The sequence below is a fragment of the Micromonospora sp. KC606 genome (assembly GCF_004348675.1).
GTDB lineage: Bacteria > Actinomycetota > Actinomycetes > Mycobacteriales > Micromonosporaceae > Micromonospora.
The window spans coordinates 1-23,087 of record NZ_SMKN01000085.1 but is presented as its reverse complement, the minus strand read 5'-3'; the positions used below and the strand labels follow the sequence as shown (position 1 = coordinate 23,087).

At 73.0% G+C, this 23,087-nt stretch carries 18 protein-coding genes; 9 read left to right on the top strand and 9 right to left on the bottom strand.

Going from position 1 to position 23,087, the window contains the following annotated elements; translation table 11 throughout:
• Positions 1-916, top strand: a 916-nt coding sequence (locus E1193_RS17520) for a Na+/H+ antiporter NhaA (RefSeq protein ID WP_132184265.1), incomplete at its 5' end; no start/stop codon positions are given.
• A 91-nt stretch (positions 917-1,007) separates the two neighbouring features.
• On the opposite strand, the gene E1193_RS17515 is transcribed toward E1193_RS17520, so the two are convergent.
• Positions 1,008-1,688, bottom strand: coding sequence for a TrkA family potassium uptake protein (locus E1193_RS17515; RefSeq protein WP_207922745.1), 681 nt, complete (start codon positions 1,686-1,688; stop codon positions 1,008-1,010).
• Positions 1,681-3,036 carry a TrkH family potassium uptake protein gene (locus E1193_RS17510; RefSeq protein WP_132184267.1) on the bottom strand — a complete coding sequence of 452 codons (1,356 nt, stop codon included), beginning with the start codon at positions 3,034-3,036 and terminating at the stop codon, positions 1,681-1,683. Before E1193_RS17510 ends, E1193_RS17515 begins: the two co-directional genes overlap by 8 nt.
• A gap of 211 nt (positions 3,037-3,247) precedes the next feature.
• Here E1193_RS17510 and E1193_RS17505 point away from each other — a divergent pair, with 211 nt between their 5' ends.
• The gene (locus tag E1193_RS17505; RefSeq protein WP_132184264.1) at positions 3,248-4,528 is read left to right on the top strand and encodes a cation:proton antiporter; all 1,281 of its coding nucleotides are present in this window, start codon (positions 3,248-3,250) and stop codon (positions 4,526-4,528) included.
• Positions 4,529-4,543: 15 nt separating this feature from the next.
• On the opposite strand, the gene E1193_RS17500 is transcribed toward E1193_RS17505, so the two are convergent.
• From E1193_RS17500 to E1193_RS17485, 4 genes are read right to left on the bottom strand one after another with little or no spacing between them, the layout of a single operon-like run.
• The gene (locus E1193_RS17500) at positions 4,544-5,605 is read right to left on the bottom strand and encodes an ABC transporter ATP-binding protein (protein ID WP_132184263.1); all 1,062 of its coding nucleotides are present in this window, start codon (positions 5,603-5,605) and stop codon (positions 4,544-4,546) included.
• Entirely contained in the window at positions 5,602-6,423 is an 822-nt protein-coding gene (locus E1193_RS17495; protein ID WP_132184262.1) for an ABC transporter permease, read from the bottom strand. The genes E1193_RS17500 and E1193_RS17495 overlap by 4 nt, the downstream gene beginning before the upstream one ends.
• Positions 6,420-7,196: a molybdate ABC transporter substrate-binding protein gene (gene modA / locus E1193_RS17490; RefSeq protein WP_132184261.1), complete on the bottom strand. Its 777-nt coding sequence runs from the start codon at positions 7,194-7,196 to the stop codon at positions 6,420-6,422. Before modA ends, E1193_RS17495 begins: the two co-directional genes overlap by 4 nt.
• Positions 7,193-7,615: a helix-turn-helix domain-containing protein gene (locus tag E1193_RS17485; RefSeq protein WP_132184260.1), complete on the bottom strand. Its 423-nt coding sequence runs from the start codon at positions 7,613-7,615 to the stop codon at positions 7,193-7,195. The genes modA and E1193_RS17485 overlap by 4 nt, the downstream gene beginning before the upstream one ends.
• Positions 7,616-7,886: 271 nt before the next feature.
• Here E1193_RS17485 and E1193_RS17480 point away from each other — a divergent pair, with 271 nt between their 5' ends.
• The 5 genes from E1193_RS17480 (at position 7,887) to fxsT (ending at position 16,262) form a co-directional block, all read left to right on the top strand.
• Positions 7,887-8,066, top strand: a complete 180-nt coding sequence (locus E1193_RS17480; protein WP_132184259.1) for an FXSXX-COOH protein — start codon at positions 7,887-7,889, stop codon at positions 8,064-8,066.
• Complete coding sequence (locus tag E1193_RS17475) at positions 8,038-10,374, top strand: FxsB family cyclophane-forming radical SAM/SPASM peptide maturase (RefSeq protein WP_132184258.1); 2,337 nt, start codon at positions 8,038-8,040, stop codon at positions 10,372-10,374. The genes E1193_RS17480 and E1193_RS17475 overlap by 29 nt, the downstream gene beginning before the upstream one ends.
• Positions 10,375-10,467: 93 nt before the next feature.
• A complete protein-coding gene (locus E1193_RS17470; RefSeq protein ID WP_243707750.1) occupies positions 10,468-11,199 on the top strand; it encodes a TIR-like protein FxsC in 732 nt (243 codons plus the stop codon).
• Positions 11,186-12,364, top strand: coding sequence for a TIR-like protein FxsC (locus tag E1193_RS17465; RefSeq protein WP_132184257.1), 1,179 nt, complete (start codon positions 11,186-11,188; stop codon positions 12,362-12,364). The genes E1193_RS17470 and E1193_RS17465 overlap by 14 nt, the downstream gene beginning before the upstream one ends.
• Positions 12,348-16,262, top strand: coding sequence for an FxSxx-COOH system tetratricopeptide repeat protein (gene fxsT / locus E1193_RS17460; protein WP_132184256.1), 3,915 nt, complete (start codon positions 12,348-12,350; stop codon positions 16,260-16,262). The genes E1193_RS17465 and fxsT overlap by 17 nt, the downstream gene beginning before the upstream one ends.
• On the opposite strand, the gene E1193_RS17455 is transcribed toward fxsT, so the two are convergent.
• Positions 16,256-17,209 carry an alpha/beta hydrolase gene (locus tag E1193_RS17455; protein ID WP_132184255.1) on the bottom strand — a complete coding sequence of 318 codons (954 nt, stop codon included), beginning with the start codon at positions 17,207-17,209 and terminating at the stop codon, positions 16,256-16,258. The two genes, fxsT and E1193_RS17455, sit on opposite strands and share 7 nt — an antisense overlap.
• Positions 17,210-17,404: 195 nt before the next feature.
• Entirely contained in the window at positions 17,405-18,403 is a 999-nt protein-coding gene (locus tag E1193_RS17450) for a helix-turn-helix transcriptional regulator (RefSeq protein ID WP_132184254.1), read from the bottom strand.
• Between the two features lie 230 nt (positions 18,404-18,633).
• On the opposite strand from E1193_RS17450, the gene E1193_RS17445 reads away from it, so the two are divergent.
• Positions 18,634-19,560, top strand: a complete 927-nt coding sequence (locus E1193_RS17445; protein ID WP_132184253.1) for a diacylglycerol kinase family protein — start codon at positions 18,634-18,636, stop codon at positions 19,558-19,560.
• Positions 19,561-19,628: 68 nt separating this feature from the next.
• A complete protein-coding gene (locus E1193_RS17440) occupies positions 19,629-20,459 on the top strand; it encodes a nucleotidyltransferase domain-containing protein (protein WP_132184252.1) in 831 nt (276 codons plus the stop codon).
• 52 nt (positions 20,460-20,511) lie between these two features.
• Here E1193_RS17440 and E1193_RS17435 read toward each other — a convergent pair whose 3' ends face one another.
• A complete protein-coding gene (locus E1193_RS17435; protein ID WP_132184251.1) occupies positions 20,512-21,918 on the bottom strand; it encodes a hypothetical protein in 1,407 nt (468 codons plus the stop codon).
• Positions 21,919-23,087 lie beyond the last annotated feature (1,169 nt).

Here is a 23,087-nt window from a genome sequence, read left to right as displayed (position 1 = left end):
GGCGGCGAGGGGGTGGGCGGTCCCCACCGCCACGGACATCGCGTTCGCGCTGGCCGTCCTCGCCGTGATCGGGTCGTTCCTGCCGTCGGCGTTGCGGACCTTCCTGCTCACCCTCGCCGTGGTCGACGACCTCATGGCGATCGTCATCATCGCGGTGTTCTACACCGCCGACCTGTCGGTGCTGCCACTGCTGGGCGCGCTGCTCCCGCTGGCCGCCTTCGGGGTGCTGGTGCAGCGCCGGGTCCGATCCTGGTGGCTCCTGCTGCCGCTGGCGGTGGTGACCTGGGTGCTGGTGCACGAGTCGGGGGTGCACGCCACCGTGGCGGGCGTCCTGCTGGCCTTCACCGTGCCGGTGATCCGTAGCGCGGCGGCCGGCGGGCCGGACGCGGGCCCAGGGCTGGCCGAGCACTTCGAGCACCGGTTCCGGCCGATCTCGGCCGGCGTCGCGGTGCCGATCTTCGCGTTCCTCTCCGCGGGCGTGACCGTCGGCGGGCTCGCCGGCCTGGTCACCTCGCTCTCCGACCGGGTGGCGCTCGGCATCGTCGTCGGTCTGGTGGTCGGCAAGCCCGTCGGCATCGTGACCGCCACCTGGCTGGTGTCCCGGTTCGGACGGGCCGACCTGGACGAGGGCATGAACTGGGTCGATGTGCTGGGGCTGTCGCTGCTCGGTGGGATCGGCTTCACCGTCTCGCTGCTCATCGGTGAGCTGGCCTTCGGGCAGGGCAGCGAGCGCGACGACCATGTGAAGGTGGCCGTGCTCACCGGGTCGCTGCTCTCCGCCCTGCTCGCCGCGGCGATCCTGCGCGCCCGGAACCGCTTCTACCGCCGGGTGCACGAGATCGAGAAGATCGACCAGAACCGGGACGGGGTTCCCGACGTCTTCGAGGCCGAGACGGACGGCGCCACCGGCCGGTGATCTGGTCGGCCCGTGCTCCCGCCGCAGCCGCGGGCCGGCCGACCACCGCCGTGAGCGATCCGGCCGCGCCAGCGGGCGCGTCCGGGTCGACTCACCCGGCGGTCGCGAACCTCTCCACGTTGTCGATGGGGCCGACGACGAGGATGAAATCGCCGTAGGACAGCACGGTGTCCGGGGTGGCGTGGGTGAACTCGGTGCGCCGTCCGGCCAGGCTGGCCTGCGCTTTCACCGCGACGACCGTGACGCCCCAGCGGCTGCGTACCCGCGACTGCCGCAACGGCACACCCACCACCTCTCGCGGTGGGGTGGTCTTGATCACGGCGAAGTCCGCATCGACCTCGACGTAGTCGAGGATCCGACCGGAGAGCAGGTGGGCGACCCGTTCGCCCATGTCATGCTCGGGCGCGACCACCTTGTGGGCGCCCACCCGGGTCAGGATGTGCCGGTGCTGGTCGCTGATGGCCTTCGCCCAGATGTCGGCGATGCCGAGCTCCGACAGGAGGCTGGTGGTGAGGATGCTGGCCTGGATGTCGGTGCCGATGGCCACGACGGCTCGGTGGAACTCGGCCACGCCGAGTTGCCGCAGCGCCTCGATGTCGGTGGCGTCGGCGGTGATCACGTGCGGCAGCCGCCCGGACAGCGCCTGGACCACCTTGTGTCGGCTGTCGATGCCGAGCACCTCGGTTCCCCGGCTGACCAGTTCCAGCGCCAGTGCGCTGCCGAAGCGACCCAGACCGACGACCAGTACGGGCTCGGATGGGATGTCAGCCAACGATCGTCCTCTCCTCTGGCAGTTCGAAGCGACGGGTCCGGTCCCGCAACGCCAACGCCGAGGCCAGCGTGAGCGGCCCGATCCGGCCGGCGAACATCAGCACGACCAGCAGCAGGTCCGCCTCCGGAGGCAGACTGCCGGTGATGCCGGTCGACAGGCCCACCGTGGCGAACGCCGAGATCACCTCGAACAGGACCTGCTCCAGACCGTACGACGTCATCGCGACCAGCGCGAACGTTGCCGTGACCACCACCCCGACGCTGAGCAGCGCCACCGCCAGCGCCTGCCGCTGGTTGCTCGGTGGGACCCGGCGGTTGCCGACGTGCACGTGGGTTTCGCCGCGCATCTCCGACCAGAGCACGAACGCCAGCAGCCCGAAGGTGGTCACCTTGATCCCGCCGGCGGTGCTGGCGCTGCCGCCGCCGACGAACATCAGCACGTCGCTGGCGAGCAGGCTCTCCGGCCGCATCGCGGAAATGTCGAGGCTGTTGAACCCGGCGGTCCGGGTCATCGTCGCGGCGAAGAACGCCGCGAGGAGCTTCTGCGGTCCGTTCAGGGGCCCCAGGGTGCGGGGATTGGTGAACTCGGCCAGCACCAGCACGAGCGTTCCGAGCACAAGCAGGACGGCGGTGAGCGTGACGGTGAGGCGGGTCATCACCGACCACAGCGCCGGCCGGCGCCAGGTCCTGGCGAGCTCGAACACGACGGGGAACCCGAGTCCGCCCAGGATCACGGCGGCGGTCACGGTCAGGCTGATCCAGGGGTCGGTGACGTAGCCGACGAGGCTGTCGGCGTTGGTGGAGAAACCCGCGTTGTTGAAGGCGGAGATCGCGTGGAACACCCCGTGGTAGGCGGCGGCCCCGAACGGCTCGCCGTACGCGGTGGCGAACCGCACCGCCAGCACCACCGCCACGATCGCCTCGCTGATCAGGCTGAACAGGACGATCTTTCGGACGACCCCGCGGACGTTCGTCAGACTGAGGCTCTTGGTCTCGGCCTGGGCCAGGAATCGTGCGCGCAGCCCGAGGCGGCGGGAGAGCAGCACGGTGAGCAGCGTCGCCAGGGTCATGATGCCCAGCCCGCCGGCCTGGATCAGCAGCAGCACGACCAACTGCCCGAACCCGGACCAGTAGGTGCCGGTGTCGACGGTCACCAGCCCGGTGACACAGACCGCGGACGTGGCGGTGAAGAGCGCGTCGACGAGCGGCGCCCGTTGACCGGAGCGGGTGGCCGCCGGTAGCGACAACAGGACCGTGCCGACGAGCACGGCCGTGCCGAACCCGGCGCTGATCACCTGGGCCGGGTGCCGGAAGCCGCGGCTCTGCTTCCAGGTCGGTGCCCGTCTCAGCCGCGGCACGTCACGTACCGGGCGGATGACGGTGTTCGCCCAGCCCACCAGCGTGTCGTCGTCACACGGTCGATCCTCCCACCGCCGCGATGCCCGGCGGCGCCGGCCCGGCACCCGTCCGGCCCGGTGGCCGACGGCTATGATCACCGGAACTCGGGCGTGGCGGATGTGCGCTCGGCTCCGTGCGCACCCTGCCTCCGGAGGCCCGTTCGTGCTGCTGCTCTCCTTCGCCGTCGTGCTGCTGCTGGCCGTGCTCGTGTCGGCGCTGGCCCATCGCACGATCCTCTCCACCGCGGCGCTGTTCCTGGTGGCCGGTTTCCTCCTCGGCGAGGACACCGGCGGGGTGCTGCACCTGGACGCGGAGTCACCGATCGTCGCGCAGCTCGCCGAGCTGGCGCTCTTCGCCGTGCTGTTCACCGACGGTATGCGGGTCGGCTGGGCCGACCTGCGGTCGGCGTGGCGGCTGCCGGGTCGGGCGCTCGGCTGGGGCCTGCCGCTGACCCTGCTCGTCACCGCCGTGCTGGCCCACTACGTGGCCGGGCTGAACTGGCCCGAGGCGCTGTTGATCGGCGCCGTCCTGGCGCCGACCGACCCGGTGTTCGCCGCCGCCCTGGTCGGCAACGACAAGGTGCCGGCCCGGCTGCGGCACCTGCTGAACGTGGAGTCGGGTGTCAACGACGGGCTGGCCCTGCCTTTCGTGGTGGTGCTCCTGGCCGTGGCGGCCGGTTCGAATGATTTGCATCTCGGCGCGCTGGCGACCGAACTGGCGGTGGGCCTGCTGATCGGCGTCCTGGTGCCACTGTCGGCGATCGCGCTGGAGCGCAGCCGGTGGTTCGCCGCGTCGGTGGCGTACGCGCCACTCAACGGGGTGGCGATCGGGCTGCTGGTGCTGGCGCTGGGCAAGGTCACCCACGGCAACCTGTTCCTCGCGGCGTTCGCCGCCGGTATCACCGTGGCCACGTTCGGGCCCCGGGAACGGGCCGCCTTCGAGCACTTCGGGGAGAACGTTGCCGAGCTGCTGAAGCTGGCGGCGCTGCTGGTGTTCGGGGCGTTGATCTCGGTGCAGTTCCTCGGGGAGATCTCCTGGACCGGCTGGGTGTTCGCCGTCCTGGCGATCGTGGTGGCCCGGCCGGTCGCGCTGTGGATTTCCTTCCTGCGCTCCGGGCTGGGCCTGCGTGAGCAGGCCGCCGCGATGTGGTTCGGGCCGAAGGGGTTCGCCTCGGTCGTCTACGGGCTGCTGGTGCTGAAGTCCGGGATCCCCGCCGGGGACGAGGTCTTCCACCTGGTGGCGTTGACGATCGTCATCTCGATCCTGGCCCACTCGTCGACCGACGTCGTCATCGCTCGGGCGTTCGACACCACCCGGGAGACCCCGCAGTGGCACGGTGTGCTGCGCCGGATCCGGCGGCCCCGCGGCGCGGCGGGGGCACCGGGTGAGGCCCCCGCCGACGGTGCACCGGTCGATCGGGAAGGCGAGATCGGCCCGGGATGACCACCCGGAGAGGGCTCAGGCCGGGTAGGCCCGCGTCTCGCTGGCCTCGACCGCCGCCCACACCTGCTGCCCCGGCTCCAGTGTCCACCGGGCCACGGCCGACGCGGTGACGTCGGCGGCCACGTCGAGTGCCCCGGTGAGCTGCACACGCAGGTAATCGCCGTGTCGGTGCACACCGGCGACGGTGGCCGGCCAGGTGTTGCCGGGGCTGCCCTCGGGTCGGTGCGGGTGCAGCGCGACGGCCGCCGGGGGGAACACCACGAAGGCGTCCCCGTCGACCCGGTCGGTGCTGTGGAGGGTCACCCCGTCGGCGAGGCGTACCCGGTGGCCGTCGGCGTGACCGCGGTGGAGGTTGAGCCCGACAAGCCGGGCCACGTAGTCGGTGCGTGGGCGCGCGGTGACGGCCGCCGCGTCGCCCTCCTGCACTAGCCGGCCGTCCTCGACGATGACGAGCCGGTCGGCCAGCGCGACCGCGTCCAGCGGGTCGTGGGTCACCAGCAGCGCCGCGCCGTCGTGCGCGGCCAGGTGCCGGTGCAACTGCGCCCGGGTGTCCAGCCGGGTCCGCGCGTCGAGCGCCGCGAGCGGCTCGTCGAGCAGCAGCACCCGGGGGTGTACGGCGAGCGCGCGGGCCAGGGCCACCCGCTGGGCCTGGCCGCCGGAGAGCTGGCCGGGCTTGCGCCTGGCGTACCCGGCCAGGCCGACGCGCTCCAGCCAACCGGTGGCGCGTTCCCGGGCGGCCCGTCGGTCCAGGCCCTGCCGCCGGGGGCCGAACGCGACGTTGTCCCGCGCGTTCAGGTGCGGGAAGAGCAGATAGTCCTGGAACACCACGCCGACGCGCCGCCGTTCGGACGGCACCCACCGGCCATGACCGGGTCGGTCCAGGTCGACGCCGTCGACGACGATGTGCCCGGCGGTGAGCGGTTGCAGCCCGGCCAGCGCGCGCAGGGCGGTGGACTTGCCGGCGCCGTTGGGGCCGAGCAGCGCCACCACCTCGCCGGCGTCGATACGCAGCGGCAGGTCGAGGCGGAAGGCGCCCCGGTCGACGACCAGTCGGGCGTCCAGCAGCGGCGCGGTCACGGGCTGCCGAGCCAGCGGTCGCGCAGCCCGGCGAGGATCGCCACCGAGACGGCGAGCAGGATCAGGCTGAGCACGATCGCGGCGTCCAGGTCGGTCTCCAGCGCCAGGTAGACCGCGAGCGGCATGGTCTGGGTTCGGCCGGGGTAGTTGCCGGCGAAGGTGATGGTGGCGCCGAACTCGCCGAGCGCGCGGGCCCAGCAGAGCACCGCACCGGCGGCCACGCCCGGGGCGACCAGTGGCAGGGTGACCCGGGTGAAGGTGGTCAACCGGCCGGCGCCGAGGGTGGCCGCGGCTTCCTCGTACCGGATGTCGGCGGCACGCAGCGCTCCCTCGACGGCGATGACGAGAAACGGCATGGCCACGAACGCCTCGGCCAGCACCACACCGGTGGTGGTGAACGGCAGGGTCACACCGAAGGTCTCGTCCAGCCAGCCGCCGAGCAGGCCCCGGCGGCCGAAGACCAGCAGCAGCGCGAGCCCGCCGACCACCGGCGGCAGCACCAGCGGGACGGTGACCAGGGCCCGCACCGCCCGGCGGCCGGGAAACTCCACCCGGGCCAGCAGCCAGGCCAGGGGTACGCCGAGGGCCAGGCAGAGCAGGGTGGCCAGGGTGGCGCACTGCACGGACAGCCGCAGCGCGGTGAGCACCCCCGGCGCGGTCAGCCGCTGCGGCAGGCTCGCCCACGGGGTGCGCAGCAACAGCCCCACCAGGGGCAGCACCAGCAGGAGTAAACCCAGCGCGGCCGGCAGGAGCAGCGCCGCCGGCACCCGCCGGCGCGGTCCGCGTCGCCCGGTGGACGGGTGGCGCAGGATCGTCACGAGCCCGTCGGCGGCTGGAAGCCGGCGGCGGTGAGCACGGCCGCGCCGCGGGCGGAGGTGACGTGGTCGACGAAGGCGCGGGCGGTGGCCGGATCGCGCGCTTCCCGGAGTGCCGCGATCGGATAGTCGTTGACCGCCCGGGCGGACTCGGGGAACTCGATCCCGTCGACCTCGGCGACGGACCGGGCGTCGGTGCGGTAGACCAGCGCGGCGTCGACCTCACCGAGGCGCACCTTGGCCAGCGCGCCCTTGACGTCCTGCTCCAGAGTGGCCGGGACGAGCTCGATCCCCGACGCGTCCAGCGCGGCGCGGGCGGCGGCTCCGCAGGGCACCTGCTCCGCGCAGATGGCTACCTTCGTGCCGCGTCGGGCGAGGTCGGAAAGGCGCCGCACCCGGCCCGGGTTGTCCTTGGGCACGGCGATGACGAGTTGGTTGCGGGCGAAGACGGTGGGGGCGCCGGCGGCGGCACCGGCCTCGGTGACGGTGGTCATGTTCTGCGGCGCGGCGGCGGCGAAGACGTCCGCCGGGGCGCCCTGGGTGATCTGGGTGGCCAGGGCAGAACTGCCGCCGAAGGTGAAGGTCACCCGGACGCCGGGGTGGGTGGCCTCGAACTCCCGGCCGATGGTGGTGAAGGACTCGGTCAGCGAGGCGGCGGCGAGGACGGTCAGCGTGCGGCTGGCGTCGGTACGGTCCGGCCGGTCGTCGGCGGTGCAGCCGGCGGCGGCGAGCAGGGCGAGCCCGGTCAGGGCGGCGAGGGCGCGGCGGATCATCATGTGCTGGTCCTTCCCCGGGCGCCGCCCGGTGCGGCGCGTTCCACCACGACGGTGGTCGACTTGATCACGGCGACGGCGACGGAACCCACCTCGAGGCCGAGTTCGTCGACGGCTTCCCGGCTCATCAGCGAGACCACCCGGAACGGCCCGGCCTGGATGTCGACCTGGGCCATCACGGTGTCCCGGACCACGGCGGTGACGATGCCGCGTAGCCGGTTGCGGGCCGAGGTGGCCTCCGCGCCGGAGTCCGGCTCGGCGGCCTGGGCGCGCACGAAGCCGGCCAGGTCCGCCCCGTCGATCAGCCGGTGGCCGTGCTCGTCGCGGCTGGCGGGCAACCGCCCGGCGTCCACCCAGCGGCGTACGGTGTCGGTGCTGACCCCCAACAGTTCGGCGGCCTCGCTGATTCGGAACACGGTCACCGGGACACCCTAGCCTTCCGCGTCTGCGAGGCGGTAGAGCCGCTGTGGTTGGCGTACCCGAGGCTGGTGGAGGCATGACGGCCGCAGGTGCGGCATCGAGGCTGCGCGGGACGGCGCGGCGGGGGCGCGCGGGTCCGGCGGACGCGACGGTGGCCTGCGCGGAGAGCGTCAGTGACATCACGGAACGTGCAAGATATTATCGTCGATGGTCGCCGTTGACCGTCGTCCCGGGCCGTTGCCCGCCGACCTCCGACACGCATGGGGGAACGACGTGGATCGCACCGCAGTCCGTCCCGACCAGACCTCGACTCCGCCGCCGCTGGACGATCTGCGGCACACGACGCTCGGCGAGATCCCGCTCTCCCGGGCGCGGGCCGTCGCCGCCGCACATCATGACCGGGTCAACCGGCCGACCGGCGTCGATGTCCAGGGCTTCGGCTCTGCGATCTGAACCCGCCGGGCAGCTCGGGGAGGCCACCGGGCCGGTCAGCCCACTGAGTCAGTACGTGCTGAAGCTGACCAGCCGCTGCGACCTCGCCTGTGACCACTGCTACGTCTACCAGCACCCCGACCAGTCCTGGCGCCGGCAACCGCACGTCATGGCGGCGGCCACGCTGCGGGCCGCCGCCCGCCGGATCGCCGAGCACGCCGCCGCGCACCGGCTCGACACCGTACGGGTCGTGCTGCACGGCGGCGAGCCGCTGCTCGCCGGCGCCGCCGGCCTGGCCGCCGCCGCCGGTGAGCTACGCCGCCGGATCGAGCCGGTGGCCCGGCTCGACCTGCGCATGCAGTCCAACGGCGTCCTGCTCACCCCGCGCCTCTGCGAGGTGCTCGTCGCCCACGACGTCAAGGTGGGCATCTCCCTCGACGGCGACGTGACCGCCAACGACCGGCACCGTCGCCACGCCAATGGCGCGAGCAGCCACGCCGCCGTACGCCGTGCCCTGGCGCTGCTGCGCCGCCCCGAGAACCGGGCCGCCTACGCCGGCGTCCTCTGTACCGTCGACCTGGACAACGACCCGGTCCGGGTGTACGAGGCGCTGCTGGCCGAGGAGCCACCGCAGATCGACTTCCTGCTCCCGCACGCCAACTGGGATCGCCCGCCGGCCCGCCCCGACGGGGTCCCCACCCCGTACGCGGCGTGGTTGCTGGCGGTGCACCGGCGTTGGCTGGCCGACGGCCGCCCGGTGCCGATCCGCCTGCTGGAGTCCCTGCTCTCCACCGCAGCGGGCGGCGCCAGCCGGACGGAGGCGGTGGGGCTCGGCCTCGCCGACCTCGTCGTCATCGAGACCGATGGCACGTTCGAGCAGGTCGACTCCCTGAAGTCGGCCTACCACGGCGCGCCGGCCACCGGTCTGGACGTCTTCCGGCACCGCGTCGACGACGCCGCCGCGCACCCGATGATCGCCATCCGGCAGACCGGCCTGGCCGGGCTCTGCGCCACCTGCCGCGAGTGCCCCGTCGTACGCCAGTGCGGCGGCGGTCTCTTCGCCCACCGGTACCGCGCCGGCGCCGCATTCGACAACCCGTCCGTCTACTGTGCCGACCTGAAGGAGCTGATCCACGCCATGGCGGGCACCCCCGCGCACGCGCCGGCCCGCCGGCAGGGCGCCGACGCGCTCAGCCGTGCGGTGCTCGACGACCTGGCCGGCGGCCGGGGCGGCGCGGAGAGCGCCCGACAGCTCGCATCGGTCCATCTCGGGATGGTCCGCGCGCTTCTCGTCGCGCTCAGCCCGCGGGCCGCCGCCGAGCCGGTCGCCGCTGCCGGGTGGCAGCTGCTGGTCGACCTGGACCTCGCCGCGCCAGAGGCCGTCCGTACCGTGCTGGAGCACCCGTTCGTCCGCCGGTGGGCGCAGCGCTGCCGAGACGGCGCGACCGGCGAGCTGGCGTACCTGGCGGGTGTGGCGGCCGCCGCCGCCATCCGCGCCGGCGTCGGGGCACAGCTCGACGTGCCGGTTCGCGCCGGGGTGCTCGCCCTGCCCACGCTCGGCGCGTTCGACGTGGCCGCCGATGTGCCGACGGCACGGCTGACCAGCTGCGCGGGCGGCTTCGACCTGTCCGTGGCCGGGCGGCGCCAGCGGGTACGCCTCGATGACGCGCCCGTGGCCTGGCAGCCGGCGCGGCGCGTCCGGGCCGGCGGCCACGAGCTGCTGCTGGAGGACACCGACCCGTACCGGGACTGCTACCATCTGCCCGTCGCGACCCGCCTGGCCCCCGACGACGTCGCACAGTGGACCGGGCAGCTGGACGCCGCGCTGCGTCGCCTGCCGGCCGAGGCCGACGGCGGGTACGCCCCGGCCGTCGGCACACTGCTGCGGGCCGTCGTGCCGTTGCGGCCCGACCCGGCCGGGCGGCAGCGCAGCGCCGCAGCCGGGGCGGCCTTCGGCGCGGTGGCGGTGGCTCCCACGCCCGACGACGCGGCGCTGGCGGTGCTGCTGGTGCACGAGGTACAGCACCTCAAACTCGACGCGGTGCTGGACGTCTGCGACCTGTTCGACCGCGCGGACGAGCGCCGGCTGGCGGTGCCCTGGCGCCCCGACCCACGCCCTGTCGAGGGCGTCCTGCACGGCACGTACGCCCACCTGGCCGTCGCCGACGTGTGGCGGTCCCGGTCCGGCCCGGCCGCTGCCGCCGCCTACCGCCGCTATCGGGACTGGACCGACGGCGCCCTGGACGCGCTGCTCGGCCTCGGCGCGCTCACCACCGCCGGTGACCGGTTCGTCGGTCGGATGCGCGACACCCTGGACAGCTGGTCGTGACCACCCCGGGGCGCGCCGGCCTGTTCGTGCGGCCGGTACCGCCGGCGATGACCGCGCCCGCCGTCGCGACCCGGGGCCCCATGGGTTTGGCAGATGTCGATACTGTGGGCCGCCGAGGGTGTCCACACCGGGTGGGAGCGGCAGGTGACCGAGGACGAGTTCAGGGTCGACCCCGGCGCGCCCGTCTTCTTCCTCAGCTACGCCCGGTCCCGCAACCGGGTCGCCGCGCCCCCGCGCGACACCAACCAGAAGGTCTTCCAGCTCTTCGTCGACCTCTCCGACCACGTGGTCGAGCTGCTCGGCCTGCCACCCGGGAGGCAGGCCGGGTTCATGGACCGGATGCTCGACGGCGGGCAGGTCTGGACCGACGACCTCGCCTTCGCCACCGGGCACTGCCAGGTGTTCATCCCGCTGATCTCACCGCAGTACCTGAACAGCCCCTGGTGCGCCCGCGAGTGGGACGCCTTCGCCCGCCGCCGGTTCACGGTGCGCCCGGGGGCGAACGCATCCCCCGGGGAGACCCCCATCATCCCGGTCAACTGGTCCGTGGTGGAGCGTCGGTCGATGCCGCCGGCCGTGTCGCAGCGGCAGATGTTCAGCCCCACCCGGCTACCCTCGGACATCGCCCCGCAGTACCAGGAAGAGGGCATCTACGGCCTGCTGAGCCTGGGCAAGAACGGCAAGGACGCCTACGACGCGGTGGTGTGGCGGCTGGCCCAGCGTGTCGCCCGCGCCTACCACACCCACTGGGTGCGGGCAGAGGTCCCCACCGACCTGGGCCAGCTCCGCACGACGTTCGAGGAGGTCAGGCATGACCTGGTCTGACACCGCCTCGACGGGCGCGCCGGCGGGCCGGCAGACGTACTTCTTCCTCAGCTATGCCCACTCGGTGCCGCTGTCGGCCGCGGCCCGGCCAGACACCGACTTCTGGGTCAACCGGTTCTTCCAGGACCTCGCGCACGCGGTACGGGACCGGGCCCACCGGACCGCGGAGCTCGACGTGGGTTTCTTCGACGGGCTGGTCGACCCCGGCGCCGACCTCAGACGGACACTCACCGACGCGCTCAGCGTCACCCACGTCTTCGTCGCGCTCTACTCACCCAAGTACTTCGGCAACCCCTGGGCGGTGGGCGAGCGTGACTCGTTCCGCAGCCGCCTGGTCGGCCTGGCGCCGGGCCGGGCGGCCCGGCACGTGCTGCCGGTGCTCTGGCTGCCGCTGCCGCCGTGGGAGGACCGCCCGGAGACGGCCCAGGCGCTCAGGCTGGCGCAGGAGCCGGCCGACCGCGCCGACTACGCCGAGAACGGGCTGCGGGCGTTGTGCAAGCTGAGCGCCTACCGACGGCCGTACCGGGCGATCCTGTCGGCGCTCGCCGAGCGGATCGTCGCGGTCACCGAGTCCGAGCCGCTCGCCCCGTCGCGGGCGGTGGCCCTGACCCGCAGCCCGGGGGTCGAGAGCGGCGACACCCCGCTGGTGATCACCGTGGTCACCACGCACGGCGCCGGCTGGCGGCCGTACCACGGCCAGCACGCGCTGACCGTCGCCGACTACGTGGCGGCCACCGCGGAGCGCTTGGGCCTGCCCACCCGGGTCGTCGACCTGGTCGAGGCCCGGGCGCGGGCGGCGGAGAGCCCCACGGTGGTGCTGGTCGACGCCACCGTCGGCCCCGGCGCGGCGCGCGCGGCGGTGGACGACCTGCCCCGCTGGGCCGTTCCGCTGGTCATCGCCCCCGACGGCACGCGTGGCGACGCCACCCCCGAGGCGATCGCCGGTAGCTTGCAGGACGCCCGTTTCCCGCAGGTGCTGCCGGTACGCGAGATCGCGGAGTTCGAGCGCTGCGCTCCGCAGCTGGTCATCGAGGCCCGCAAGCTGTTCCTGCGGCACGGACCGGTCGCTCCGCCCGACGGTCCGGCCGAGCCTCGGCCCAGCCTGCGACCGGACGGCCGTCAGACGCACGGCGAGGGAAGGACCACCGATGACGCCACCAGGTGAGGGCAAGGTCGTCACCTTCTACTCCTACAAGGGCGGCACCGGCCGCACCATGGCGCTGGCCAACACGGCCTGGATCCTGGCCGCCAACGGGCAGCGGGTGCTGGTCGCCGACTGGGATCTGGAATCCCCAGGACTGCACCGCTTCTTCGCGCCCTTCCTGGACCCGGATCAGGTCGCCTCCACCGGCGGCGTGATGGACCTGATCCTGGAGTACGAGTGGGAGAATGCCCGGCGCCGCAAGGCCGGCGACACCGACGCCCGGCCCGGTGACTGGCACCGCAGGTTCGCCCGGGTGCACAACTACGCCTTCTCGGTGAGCTGGGACTTCCCCGGCGGCGGCAGTCTCGACCTGCTGCTCGCCGGCCGCCACAACCCCGACTACGCCACCAGCGTCACCGGCCTGAACTGGGACAACTTCTACAACCGGCTCGGCGGGGCGCAGTTCTTCGACGCGCTGCGTGAGGACATGAAACGGCACTACGACTGGACGCTGATCGACAGCCGCACCGGCATCAGCGACGTCGCCGAGATCTGCACCATCCACCTGCCGGACGTGCTGGTCGACTGCTTCACCCTCAGCGGCCAGGGCATCGACGGGGCCGCCGCCGTCGCCGCCCGGGTACGCGGCTACGAGGGCCGCCGCGCCCGGCGGGTGCTGCCGGTGCCGATGCGGGTCGACGACGGGGAGAAGAGCAAGCGCGACGCCGGTCGGGCGCTGGCCATGCAGCGTTTCGCCGGTTTGCCCAGTGGCATGACCGACGCCGAGCGGCAGGAGTACTGGCTGACCGTCGAGGTGCCGTACCGGGCGTACTACGCCTACGAGGAGACCCTGGCGACCTTCGGCGACGAACCGGGCGGCCGGACCACACTGCTCAGCGCGTACGAGACGCTGACCAGCCACATCACCAACGGCCGGGTCACCGCCCTGCCCCGGATCGACGAGGCGTTGCGGCTGCGGACGGTGCAGCGGTTCGAGCGCAAGCCGGCCGTCGCCGACGAGCTGATCGTGCTGCGGCACGTCGCCGAGGACCAGGCCTGGGCGGAGTGGGCACAGGCCGTGCTCACCGCCGCGGACCTGCGGGTGCTGCCCGTCACGTCGGACGAACCCGCCCCGGTCCGGGCCGGTGTCCCCTACCGGGAGCTGCGGCTGGTGTCGCGCGCCTACCGCGCCGCCCGGGAACGGTCCGGGCCGCAGATCGTCCCGCCCGGCGTGCCCACGCTGGCGGTGCACCTGGACGACACCCCACCCTCCCCGGATCTCGCCGCGGGCAGTTGGGCCTCCGTGCACGACCGGGGGCCGGACGCCGCCGCCGAGCACCTGCTGCGCCTCGTCGGGCGGCCGGCGGGCGAACGCGGGCACGCCGCCCCCGGCGCCCGCTACCCGGCCGTCGGGGCGGAGGTGTTCAACCCGCCGGGACGCAACGTCCGGTTCACCGGGCGGGAGTCACTGCTGCGCCGCTTGCGCGAGGAACTGAAAACCGCCGGCGGCGCTGCCGTCCCGGTGGCGCTGCGCGGCGGCGCGGGCATCGGCAAGACCCAGCTGGCCATCGAGTACGCCCACCGCTTCCGTGGCGCGTACGACGTCGTCTGGTGGGTGGACGCGGACCCGCCGCAGTTCGTCGACATCCAGGTGGCCGACCTCGGTCGGGAGCTCGGCCTGCCGGAGCTGCCCACCATCCCGGAGAAGACCCGGGCCGTGCGGCAGTGGCTCAGCCGGGGGGAGCGGCGGGACGGCACCGGCCACCCGGTGCGTTGGCTGCTCGTCTTCGACAACGCCGACCAGTACGAGCACGTCAGGGACTTCCTGCCGCAGGGCAACGGGCACGTGCTGGTCAGCACCCGCAACCCGGACTGGGGCGACCTGGCCCGCGCGGTCGACGTCGAGGCGTTCCAGCGGGCGGAGAGCGTGACGCACCTGCGGGCCCGCATCGGCGAGGAGTCGATGAGCGTGGCCGAGGCCGAGCGGGTCGCCGACGCGGTGGAGAACATCCCGATCCTGGTGGCGATGGCCGGCGCCTGGCTCGCCGACACCGGCACGCCCGTGGCCGAGTACCTGGCCGGGCTGGAACGCACCGGCCCGGAGACCGACGTCTGGGGCAGGTCGCTGCAACGGTTGAAGGAGCAGTCCGCCGGGGCGTACCGGCTGTTGCAGCTCGCCTCGGTGCTGGCTCCGGAGATCTCCCTGGAACTGCTCTACGGCGATCAGGTGGCGCGGGTGATCGCCCCGCACGACCCGGTCGTCGCGGACCGGGTCGCTGACCGGGTCGACGAGCGGGACATCGCGGCGGCGCTGGTGCAGCGGATCAACCGGCTGGCGCTGATCAAGGTGGACCTGCACGCGCAGCGGGTACAGGTGCACCGGTTGCTCCAGGCGGCGCTGCGGGCCCGGATGTCCGACCGGGAACTCGACGAGGTCAAGCACGACGTGCACCGCATCCTCGCCGGTTCCCGTCCTTCGGGCGAGGTGGAGGACCCGGCGTTGCAGGAGCGGCTGCGCATCCTCTGGCCGCACCTGGACGGCTCCGACGCGGTCTCCTGCTCCGACGAGAACGTCCGGCAGTTGGTCATCGACCGGATCCGTTACATCTACCTCAACGGCGGCTACGTGCAGGGCGAGCAGTACGCCCGGCAGGCCGACAAGATCTGGTCGACCCGGCTGGGGGAGCTGCCGCCGGACTCGCCCGCCCACCGCGCGCTGCGGGTGCAGCTGCTGCACCTGCGATTCAACTGGGCCAACCTGCTGCGCGGTCTGAGCCGCTTCGAGGAGGCCTGCGGGCTGGACGAGGACACCCTGCGCCAGCAGGAGGAACTGATCGGCGCCAGTCACCCGTACACCCTGATGACCGCCGGTGGCTACGCCGGTGACCTGCGCGCGCTCGGCCGTTACCGGGAGGCGTTGGAGCGGGACCTGCGGACCTATTCGGCGTCGGTGGAGGTGTTCGGCGAGGACCACCGCCGGACCCTGATCTCCGCCAACAACCTCGCCGCGTCGTACCAGATGATGGGCGACTTCACCAAGTCGCGGGAGCTGGACGAGAACACGTACCGCCGGCTGCGGCTGGTCCTCGGCCCGGTCCACTTCCGTACCCTGCTCTCGGCCAGCAACCTCGCGCGCGACCTGCGCGAACTCGGCGAGTACGAGCGTTCGGTGGCGCTGCTGCGCGGTGCGGTGGAAGGCTACCGGGCCATTTTCGGCGACCACTCACGCGACGTGCTGGCCACCCAGGCCAATCTCGCCGCCTCGCTGCGCAGCACCGGTGAGATCGCCACGGCGGGGGAATTGCTGGAGGTCGCCTACGAACGGCTGCGGGCCAGCTTCGGAGCGGCCGACCCGGACACCCTGTTCGCCTGGCTGAGCTGGACGGCGAACCTCATGCTCCTCGGCGAGGGCGAGCGCGCCCGGGCCGAGCTGGTCGAGGTCGAGCAGACCCTCACCGAGGTCTTCGGCGCCGGACACCCCTACGTGTCGGTGTGCCGGAACAACCTGGCGGTGGCCACCTGGGACGCCGGCGACACCGTGGGCGGCGCGACGCTGGCCGGATCGGCCGCGGCGGGGTTGCGGGCGGCGCTGAGCCCTCGACACCCGTTCGTGATGGCGGCCGACAACAACGTCGCCGTCTTCACCGTGTACTCCGGTGACCTGGAGGCCGGGCGGGAGCAGTTGCGCGACGTGGTGGCCCGGCTGACCGACGTGCTCGGCGCCGAACACCCGGACTCCTTGCGCAGCACGGGCAACCTGGAGGTGGTGAACCAGATGGCCTCAGGAGGGCGGGTCAGCATCGGCCGGACCCGCGTCGCCGACAAGCTCGCCGACCGGATCGGCCAGCACCATCCGAGCGTGCTGGTGCTGCGGGACGGGCGGCTGGTACGCCGGGTTCTCGATCCCCACCACTACTGAGCGGGACGGGTGCCGATCAGCAGGTCGCGGGCGGTCACCGGGGCCGGCTCGGTCAACCAGCCCAGCACCCGGGGCAGCTCCTCCACGGCATCGAAGTGGGCCGCGCCCGGCTGCACCTCGATCTCGGCGCCCGGGATCTGGCCGGCGAGCCACCGCGCGTGCCCGACGGGGGCGAAGGTGTCCTCCGCGCCGTGCCACAGCCGCACCGGGGTCTGCGCGGTGTCGATCGCGCCCAGGTCGAACTTCCAGCTGCGGCGCAACGCCAGCACGTCGTCGATCCAGCCGTACGGGCCGGCCCGCAGCGCCTCCTCGTAGGTGTCGGCGATGAGCCGGCGCAGCGCCGCGTCGTTGACCGCCCGCCGGTCCGCCGCGCTCATCTGCACCATCAGCTCCTCCAGCAGGAACCTCGGATCCTCGGCGACCCGGGCCGCGCGCCGGCGGATCTGGGCGATCATCGTGGCCGTGTCGTGGTCCTCCCGCCCGCCGAAGCCGCGGACGTTGTCGCCATTCATCCCGGCGAACCAGTCCAACCGGGCGGCGTCGGCGGGGGCGAAACTGACCAGCACCGCCACCCGGGCGACCCGGCCCCGCATCGCCCCGTCGGCGGCGCAGGCCAGCGCGTGCGGGCCACCGCCGGAGCGGCCGGCGATGGCGAACCGCGTCAGGCCGAGATGGTCGGCGATCGCTTCGACGTCCCGCGCCGCGTCGGCCACGTCCCGCCCCTCGCGGCGTTCCGAGTCGCCGTAGCCCGGCCGGTCGTAGGCGATCAGCCGCACACCCATCCGGTACAGCACGATGCTGCGCGGCTTCGGACCGCGTCGGCTGCCGGGGGTGCCGTGCATGAGGAAGACGGGGAACCCGTCGGGCGCGCCGGTGACCTCGTACGCCACGCGCCTGTTGTCCGCGCGGTGGGCGAATCCGGCCCCAGGCTCACCGTCTCGGGTCACTCCAGCCTGCCTTCCGGTGCTGCGTTCAGCCCACGTCCGTAACCCGGTGCCGGGCGGGGCCGCCGATCCGGCTCCCATCCGACAGTCAAGCCTAAGGGGCGGGCCGGTCGGGCCGCTATCGAGCGCATCGACATGCGGACCGATCTGTCGGAAACGACACCCGGATGGCACCGGGGCGGGGAATTTCCACGCCGGTCAGCACGCGGTGGCGGGGCCGCCCGGGTCGCCGCCGGACAACTGCCCGAAAACGTCCGCGCCGGCCAGGGCGGCGGCGGGGTCGCCGTAGTGCCAGTGCACCCGGTACTGGGCCCGCAGCCGGGGGCGCGGCACCTCCCACTCGTACGCCACGACGCTCTCCCGTTCCTGCCGGCGCGGGGCGACGTCCGCGGTCGTCTCGGAGGTGAAGGAGGTCTCGCTGGCCCAGACTGTGGGGCGGGCGGCGACCGGGAGGGCCAGCCGAACGGTGAGCCGGCGGGTGGGCAGCCGGATGTCGCGCTGCAACCAGTCGCCGAACTTCCACACCGGCACCCGGTAGGCGTAGTCCACCACCGTGCGCTGCCCCGGGTAGAGCGGCGCCGGCGCGCCGCCGCTCTCCAGGAGCAGGGCGATCTTCAGGAAGGCGTCCCGGCTGCGGGTAACCCGCCAGCGCATCGGCTCCGGACGGTCGGTGCCGAGGAACGCCCGGAAGTCCACCTCGTCGAGGGTGAGCGGATGACGGCTGTGGAAGGCGGTGGAGCGGGCCGGGTCGTCGGGGAACCGGTCGATGTCGATCTGTACGGTGTGCCGGGTGATCGGTTCGGTGCCAACGCTGTGCAGTACCCGCCGGAACCGGCACTCGTACGTCCCGTCGACGAGGGTCAGGTCGGCCTGCTCGTCGTCGATCACCAGATGTGGCCCCGCCGGCGGTGGGACGGCGGTGGGGCCGAGCACGGGCAGCCGCCCCGCAGCCGGCCGGGTGCCGGCGAACGCGACGTAGCGCTGCCAGATCCGGTTGCCGCTGTCGAGCGCCAGCTCCACCCGCCGGGCGAACTCCTCGGTCGGCTGGTGCCGCCCGTTCTCGATGTGGCTGACGTAGGAGGGGTCGAAGCCGGTCCGCTCCGCCAGTTCCTTCTTGGACAGCCGGCGCTGGTGACGCCAGTGCGTGAGCTCCCGTACGAAAGCCGCCGCCGCATCGTCCTGTGTGGAGCTACCCATGCCCCCGTCCCTCGGTGTCGGGCCTCAAGTGTGTCCCAGGCGTTGCGGTCGCGCCAGCCATGATCGTGACGTTCGCCGGCAGTCCGGACGACGGATGTCCGGAGTGTGAATTTTCCGTTACAGGACGACCAGTCCGGGTCGGCCCCGTCCGTTCGGCGGCGCCGACCGACCCCGAAGGCCGGCCGCCCGGCCCGCGTGGAAAGCCGCGTGCCGGGGTATCACTTCCGGACATGAGCCCCAGCACCACGGTGAAACCCGACACCCGGTCCGTGACCGGCACGGTCGCGGTGATCGCCCACCGGAGGAAGACCCTCGGCGGCGGCCTCGACGCGCTGCGCGCCACCCTCGTCTCCGCCGGGGTCGAGCGCCTGCTCTGGTACGAGGTGCCGAAGAGCCGCAAGGCCCCGAAGAAGGCCCGCAAGGCGCTGGCGAAGGGCGCTGACCTGATCTTCGTGTGGGGCGGCGACGGCATGGTACAGCGCTGCGCGCACGCCATCGTCGGCGCGGACGCCGCCATGGCGATCCTGCCCGCCGGCACCGCCAACCTCTTCGCCGCCAACCTCGGCATCCCCACCGACCTCGCCGAGGCGGTCCGGATCGGCCTGTACGGCCGGCGGCGCACCCTGGACCTGGGTCGGCTGAACGGCGAACACTTCGCCGTGATGGCCGGCGCCGGCTTCGACGGGGACCTGATCCGCGAGGCCGACCGCAAACTCAAGGGCAGGCTCGGCCGCGCCGCGTACGTCTGGACCGGGCTACGGCACGTCCGGGGTGAACTGACCCGCACCCGGATCACCGTCGACGGCGCCGACTGGTTCTATGGCGAGGCGAGCTGTGTGCTCTTCGGTAACGTCGGCACCATCACCGGCGGCGTGCCGGCCTTCGACGACGCCCGCCCCGACGACGGTGCCCTGGAAATCGGCGTCTCCACCGCCAGCGGCGCGGTCGACTGGGCCCGCACTCTGGGCCGGATGGCCACCGGCCGATCCGAGGATTCGCCGTTCGTGCGGATCACCCGGGGCCGCAGGGTGAAGGTCCGCTTCGCCGAACCGAAGACGTACGAGGTGGACGGCGGCGCGCGGGGACGGGCCAGGCGGCTGAAGGTGAGGGTCGTGCCCGGGGCGTTGACGGTCTGCTGCCCCGAGGCGGACAGGTGAGCAGGACGTTCGGGATGGCGGCGGCCTGACGGTGGGCGAAACCCCGACCTGTGGCCGAGGATGGTGCCGTGGACCCGACCCTGCGTCACTACCTCGACGACCTGGTCGACGTCGCCCGTACCCTCCTTGGCGAGGCCCTGGTTGGCGCGTACGTGGCCGGCTCGGTCGCGCTCGACGCCTACCAACCGGGTCGCAGCGACGTCGACGTCGCCCTGGTCGTCGCCGACCCGCTGGACGTCGGAGGTAGACGGGACCTGGTGGCCCGGCTGCGGCACGAGGCGCTGCCCTGCCCGGCGCGCGGCCTGGAACTGGTCGTCTACACCCGGGCGGCGGCCGGGTCGGGCACCCCGGAGCCGATGTTCGAGGTGGAGCTGAACACCGGGGCGCGAATGGCCTTCCGCGCCACCTACGACCCGGCACGGCGGTCGGCCGCCGACGGCCGGTTCTGGTACGGCCTGGACCGCAGCATCCTGCACCAGCACGGGTACGCCCTGCTGGGCCCGCCCGCCGCCGAGGTCTTCGCCGGCCCGCCCCCGGACGATTTGCGCCGCCTCCTGGTCGAGGCGCTGCGCTGGTGGCTGGCCCCTGCGCGGTCCGCCGGCGCCGCCGCAGACGAGGACGGTGTGGCCGATGGTGGCGGCGTGGCCGGCGGTGACCTGACCGACCGACCGGAGGCCGGGGGTGAGGACGCGGTGCTGGCGGCGTGCCGTGCCCTGGCCCGGATGGAGGACGGGGTGTGGCTGTCGAAGCCGGCCGCCGGCCGGCGGGTGGTCGCGTCAGGCCGGCACGTCGACCTCATCGAACGGTGCCTTGCCGCCCGGCACGGCGGCCCGCCGCCCGGCCGTGCCGAGGCGCGCCGTTTCCAGCGGTGGGTGCTCCACCGCGTGGCGGACGCCTAGGCGTCGCCGGCGGGTGCGACGAGGGGCATCCGCGTACCGGTCCGGCAGCGAGTCAGCCCCTCGACACCACCTCGGGCCGATGCGCCGACGCGGGCACGTACGGTTCCGGGGCCGGCCGGTCGGGCACCACGTGCGCGGCGGGCTGATCCTCCGGCGCGTCCGCCAAGAGCTCCACCGGCGGGCGTGCCGTCACCACCGGGAACTCGGCCGTCTCCGATCCGCCGGCCGCAGCCGCCATCACCGCCGCCGCCGCGAGGTCCGCCACCCGTTTCGCCTCCCGCTGCACCCGTGCCCGCACCTCCTTGGCGTGCCGTTCCACCGAGTCGGCCGCCTGGCGTGTCTCCTCGAGGCGGCGGGTCTCGGTGGCGAGGTTGCGGCGGACCTCCTCCAACTGGCGCTGCAACTGGAGCAGGTCCCGTTCCACGGTGTCCCCCTCCTGCTGGATCTGCGTGAGCTGCGTGCGGGCGGTGTCCAGTTCCTCGCGGACCTGGACCAGCGCCTGCTGCCGCTCCGCGATCTCCCGCTGCACCGCCGTCAACTGCTCCTGGTGACCGGCCACCTGTTCGTCGGCGCGCTGGCGGACCTCCGTCGCGTACTGCTGCGCCTCGGCGATCAACGCCTGGATACGCTGTTCCGCGGCGCTGTGCTGGCTGGTCAGCTCCTGCTCCGCCGCCGCCCGCTGCCCGGCCAACTCCTCCTCGATCGCGGTTCGACGTTCGGCGATCTCCTTCTCCGCGGTCGCCTGGAGCTGGGCCAGCTCCTGCTGGCTCTGCGTCCGGGCCGCCTGCATCTCCTGCTGGATCTGGGTCCGCGCCGCCTTCGTCAACGCCTCCGCCGCGGCCCGGGTCTGGGTGATCTGCTTCGCGGTCTGCTCGCTGATCCGCTTCGCCTCCTGCTGGGCACGCTCGTGCGCGGCCTCACCCTCGGCGCGCAGCCGCTCGGCCCGTTCGTGGATCTCGGCCAGCTCCTGCTCGGCCACCGCCCGGCGTTCCTCGTACGACTTGTCCTGCTCGGCCCGGCGCGACGACAGCTCGTCCTCCAGGTCACGCAGCGCCTGGGCGGTCCGCTCCCGGGCTTCGGCGAGCACCTTCTCCGCCTCGGTCTGCAGGGCGTTCGCCAGCTGCGTGGCCGACTCCGTGATGACCCCGGCCTGCTTCTCGGCCAGCGCCAGAATCTGGTCCACCATGGGCCCCAGGTCACGGAAGGAGGCCCGGTCCACCTGTGCCGGCCGCTGGCGCAGCTCGGTCACCTCCGCCTGGAGACGCTGGATGTGCGCGGTGAGCCCGTGGAGCTGGTTGGCGACCCTGTCACGCTCTGCAACCAGTGCCACCAGCTGGCTGTCCGTCTGTTCGACGTACCGCTCCACCTGCCGCTTGTCGTAGCCGCGCAGGGCGGTTTCGAATTGCGGCCGACCGGACACGTCGTCACGCAGCGCGAACGGCTCCTCGCCGTTGGACATGCAGCACCCTCCGTACCTTTCGAGCGCCCACGCGGAATCGCCCACGAGCAGTGATGTGGCGCAACGCTACCGTCGTTACGGCCCCCGTCATAGGCCTGCCCCGCTGATCGGGACGGTCGTCGAGACCGCCTCGACGGTGCCCGCCTTCCGCGCGGACCGTTCGCCGCGGACCGTTCGCCGGGGGCCGTCCGCAATCGGTCGGACCGCCCCGAGTGCGCACCGCGTCAGCTGACCGGACGGGTTGCCATTCCCGGCCAGCCGGTCGACGGATCGGCCGTCGTCCCGTCACGCCGGCCGTCCTCCCCGTCACGCCGGCCGTCGCCGCCGCCAAAGAACTTTGAGCCCGTGAGAAAGCCAGCCGTGTTGCTCCGCCGGGTGGGCACGTCACCACGGCGGCGACCCGCCAGTTCAGCCGGGACAATGCGAGGGGAGTACTCCGGTGGGCGGCCTGCGTGCTCCGGTGTGGGGCGTCGCGTCGTTCCGGCCTGCGGGACCGTCCGGTGCGGGTACCGACCGGCACGGCCGCGCGCGATTTCGCGGAGCGCCTGGTTCCGAGCCGACGATGCGTCGCGTGCGGGTCCGTCGGTGACCGGTTCGAGGTGCGACACGGGACGCGCCCGACGGATTTGACGATCAACTTACCGGTGGCGTAGCTTTTCTCTGGCCGCGCGGAACGGACGAAACAGGCGAAGATCCTGGAAGGCCGGGCGCGGAAATGGTCACGAGTTCGCGGGGGTTGTGTCTCGCGTAGCTTGGACCCGGGTGGTGCACTCCCGGATCCGCCTGGTGCGGATTTGGTGGGGCGGAGCCGACCGGGTATGGTTCATCGCTGGCGGGGCACCGGGCGAGTCCGCAGGAGACTGCGGCGGCCGGCCTGTCGGAAGTCACGAGGCGAGCGGCGTAAGTCGGTTGACTTGTGGTGCCCGGAAATTGGGTTGACGTGGTGTGGATCGCGAAACGGCGGTTTGACGCGGCGGTAACTGCCGGGTAAAGTGGTAAAAGTGCTCGGCGCGGTTGTGTCGGGTGTGTGGGGATAGGCCCTGCTGGGGGTTCCACGGTGTGGGGCTTTCTGGTGGTGTGTGGTTGTTCTTTGAGAACTCAACAGGGTGCTTGATAAGCCAGTGCCAAATTGTTTGATACCCCGTGCTGGCTGGGTCTGCCTTTTGGGT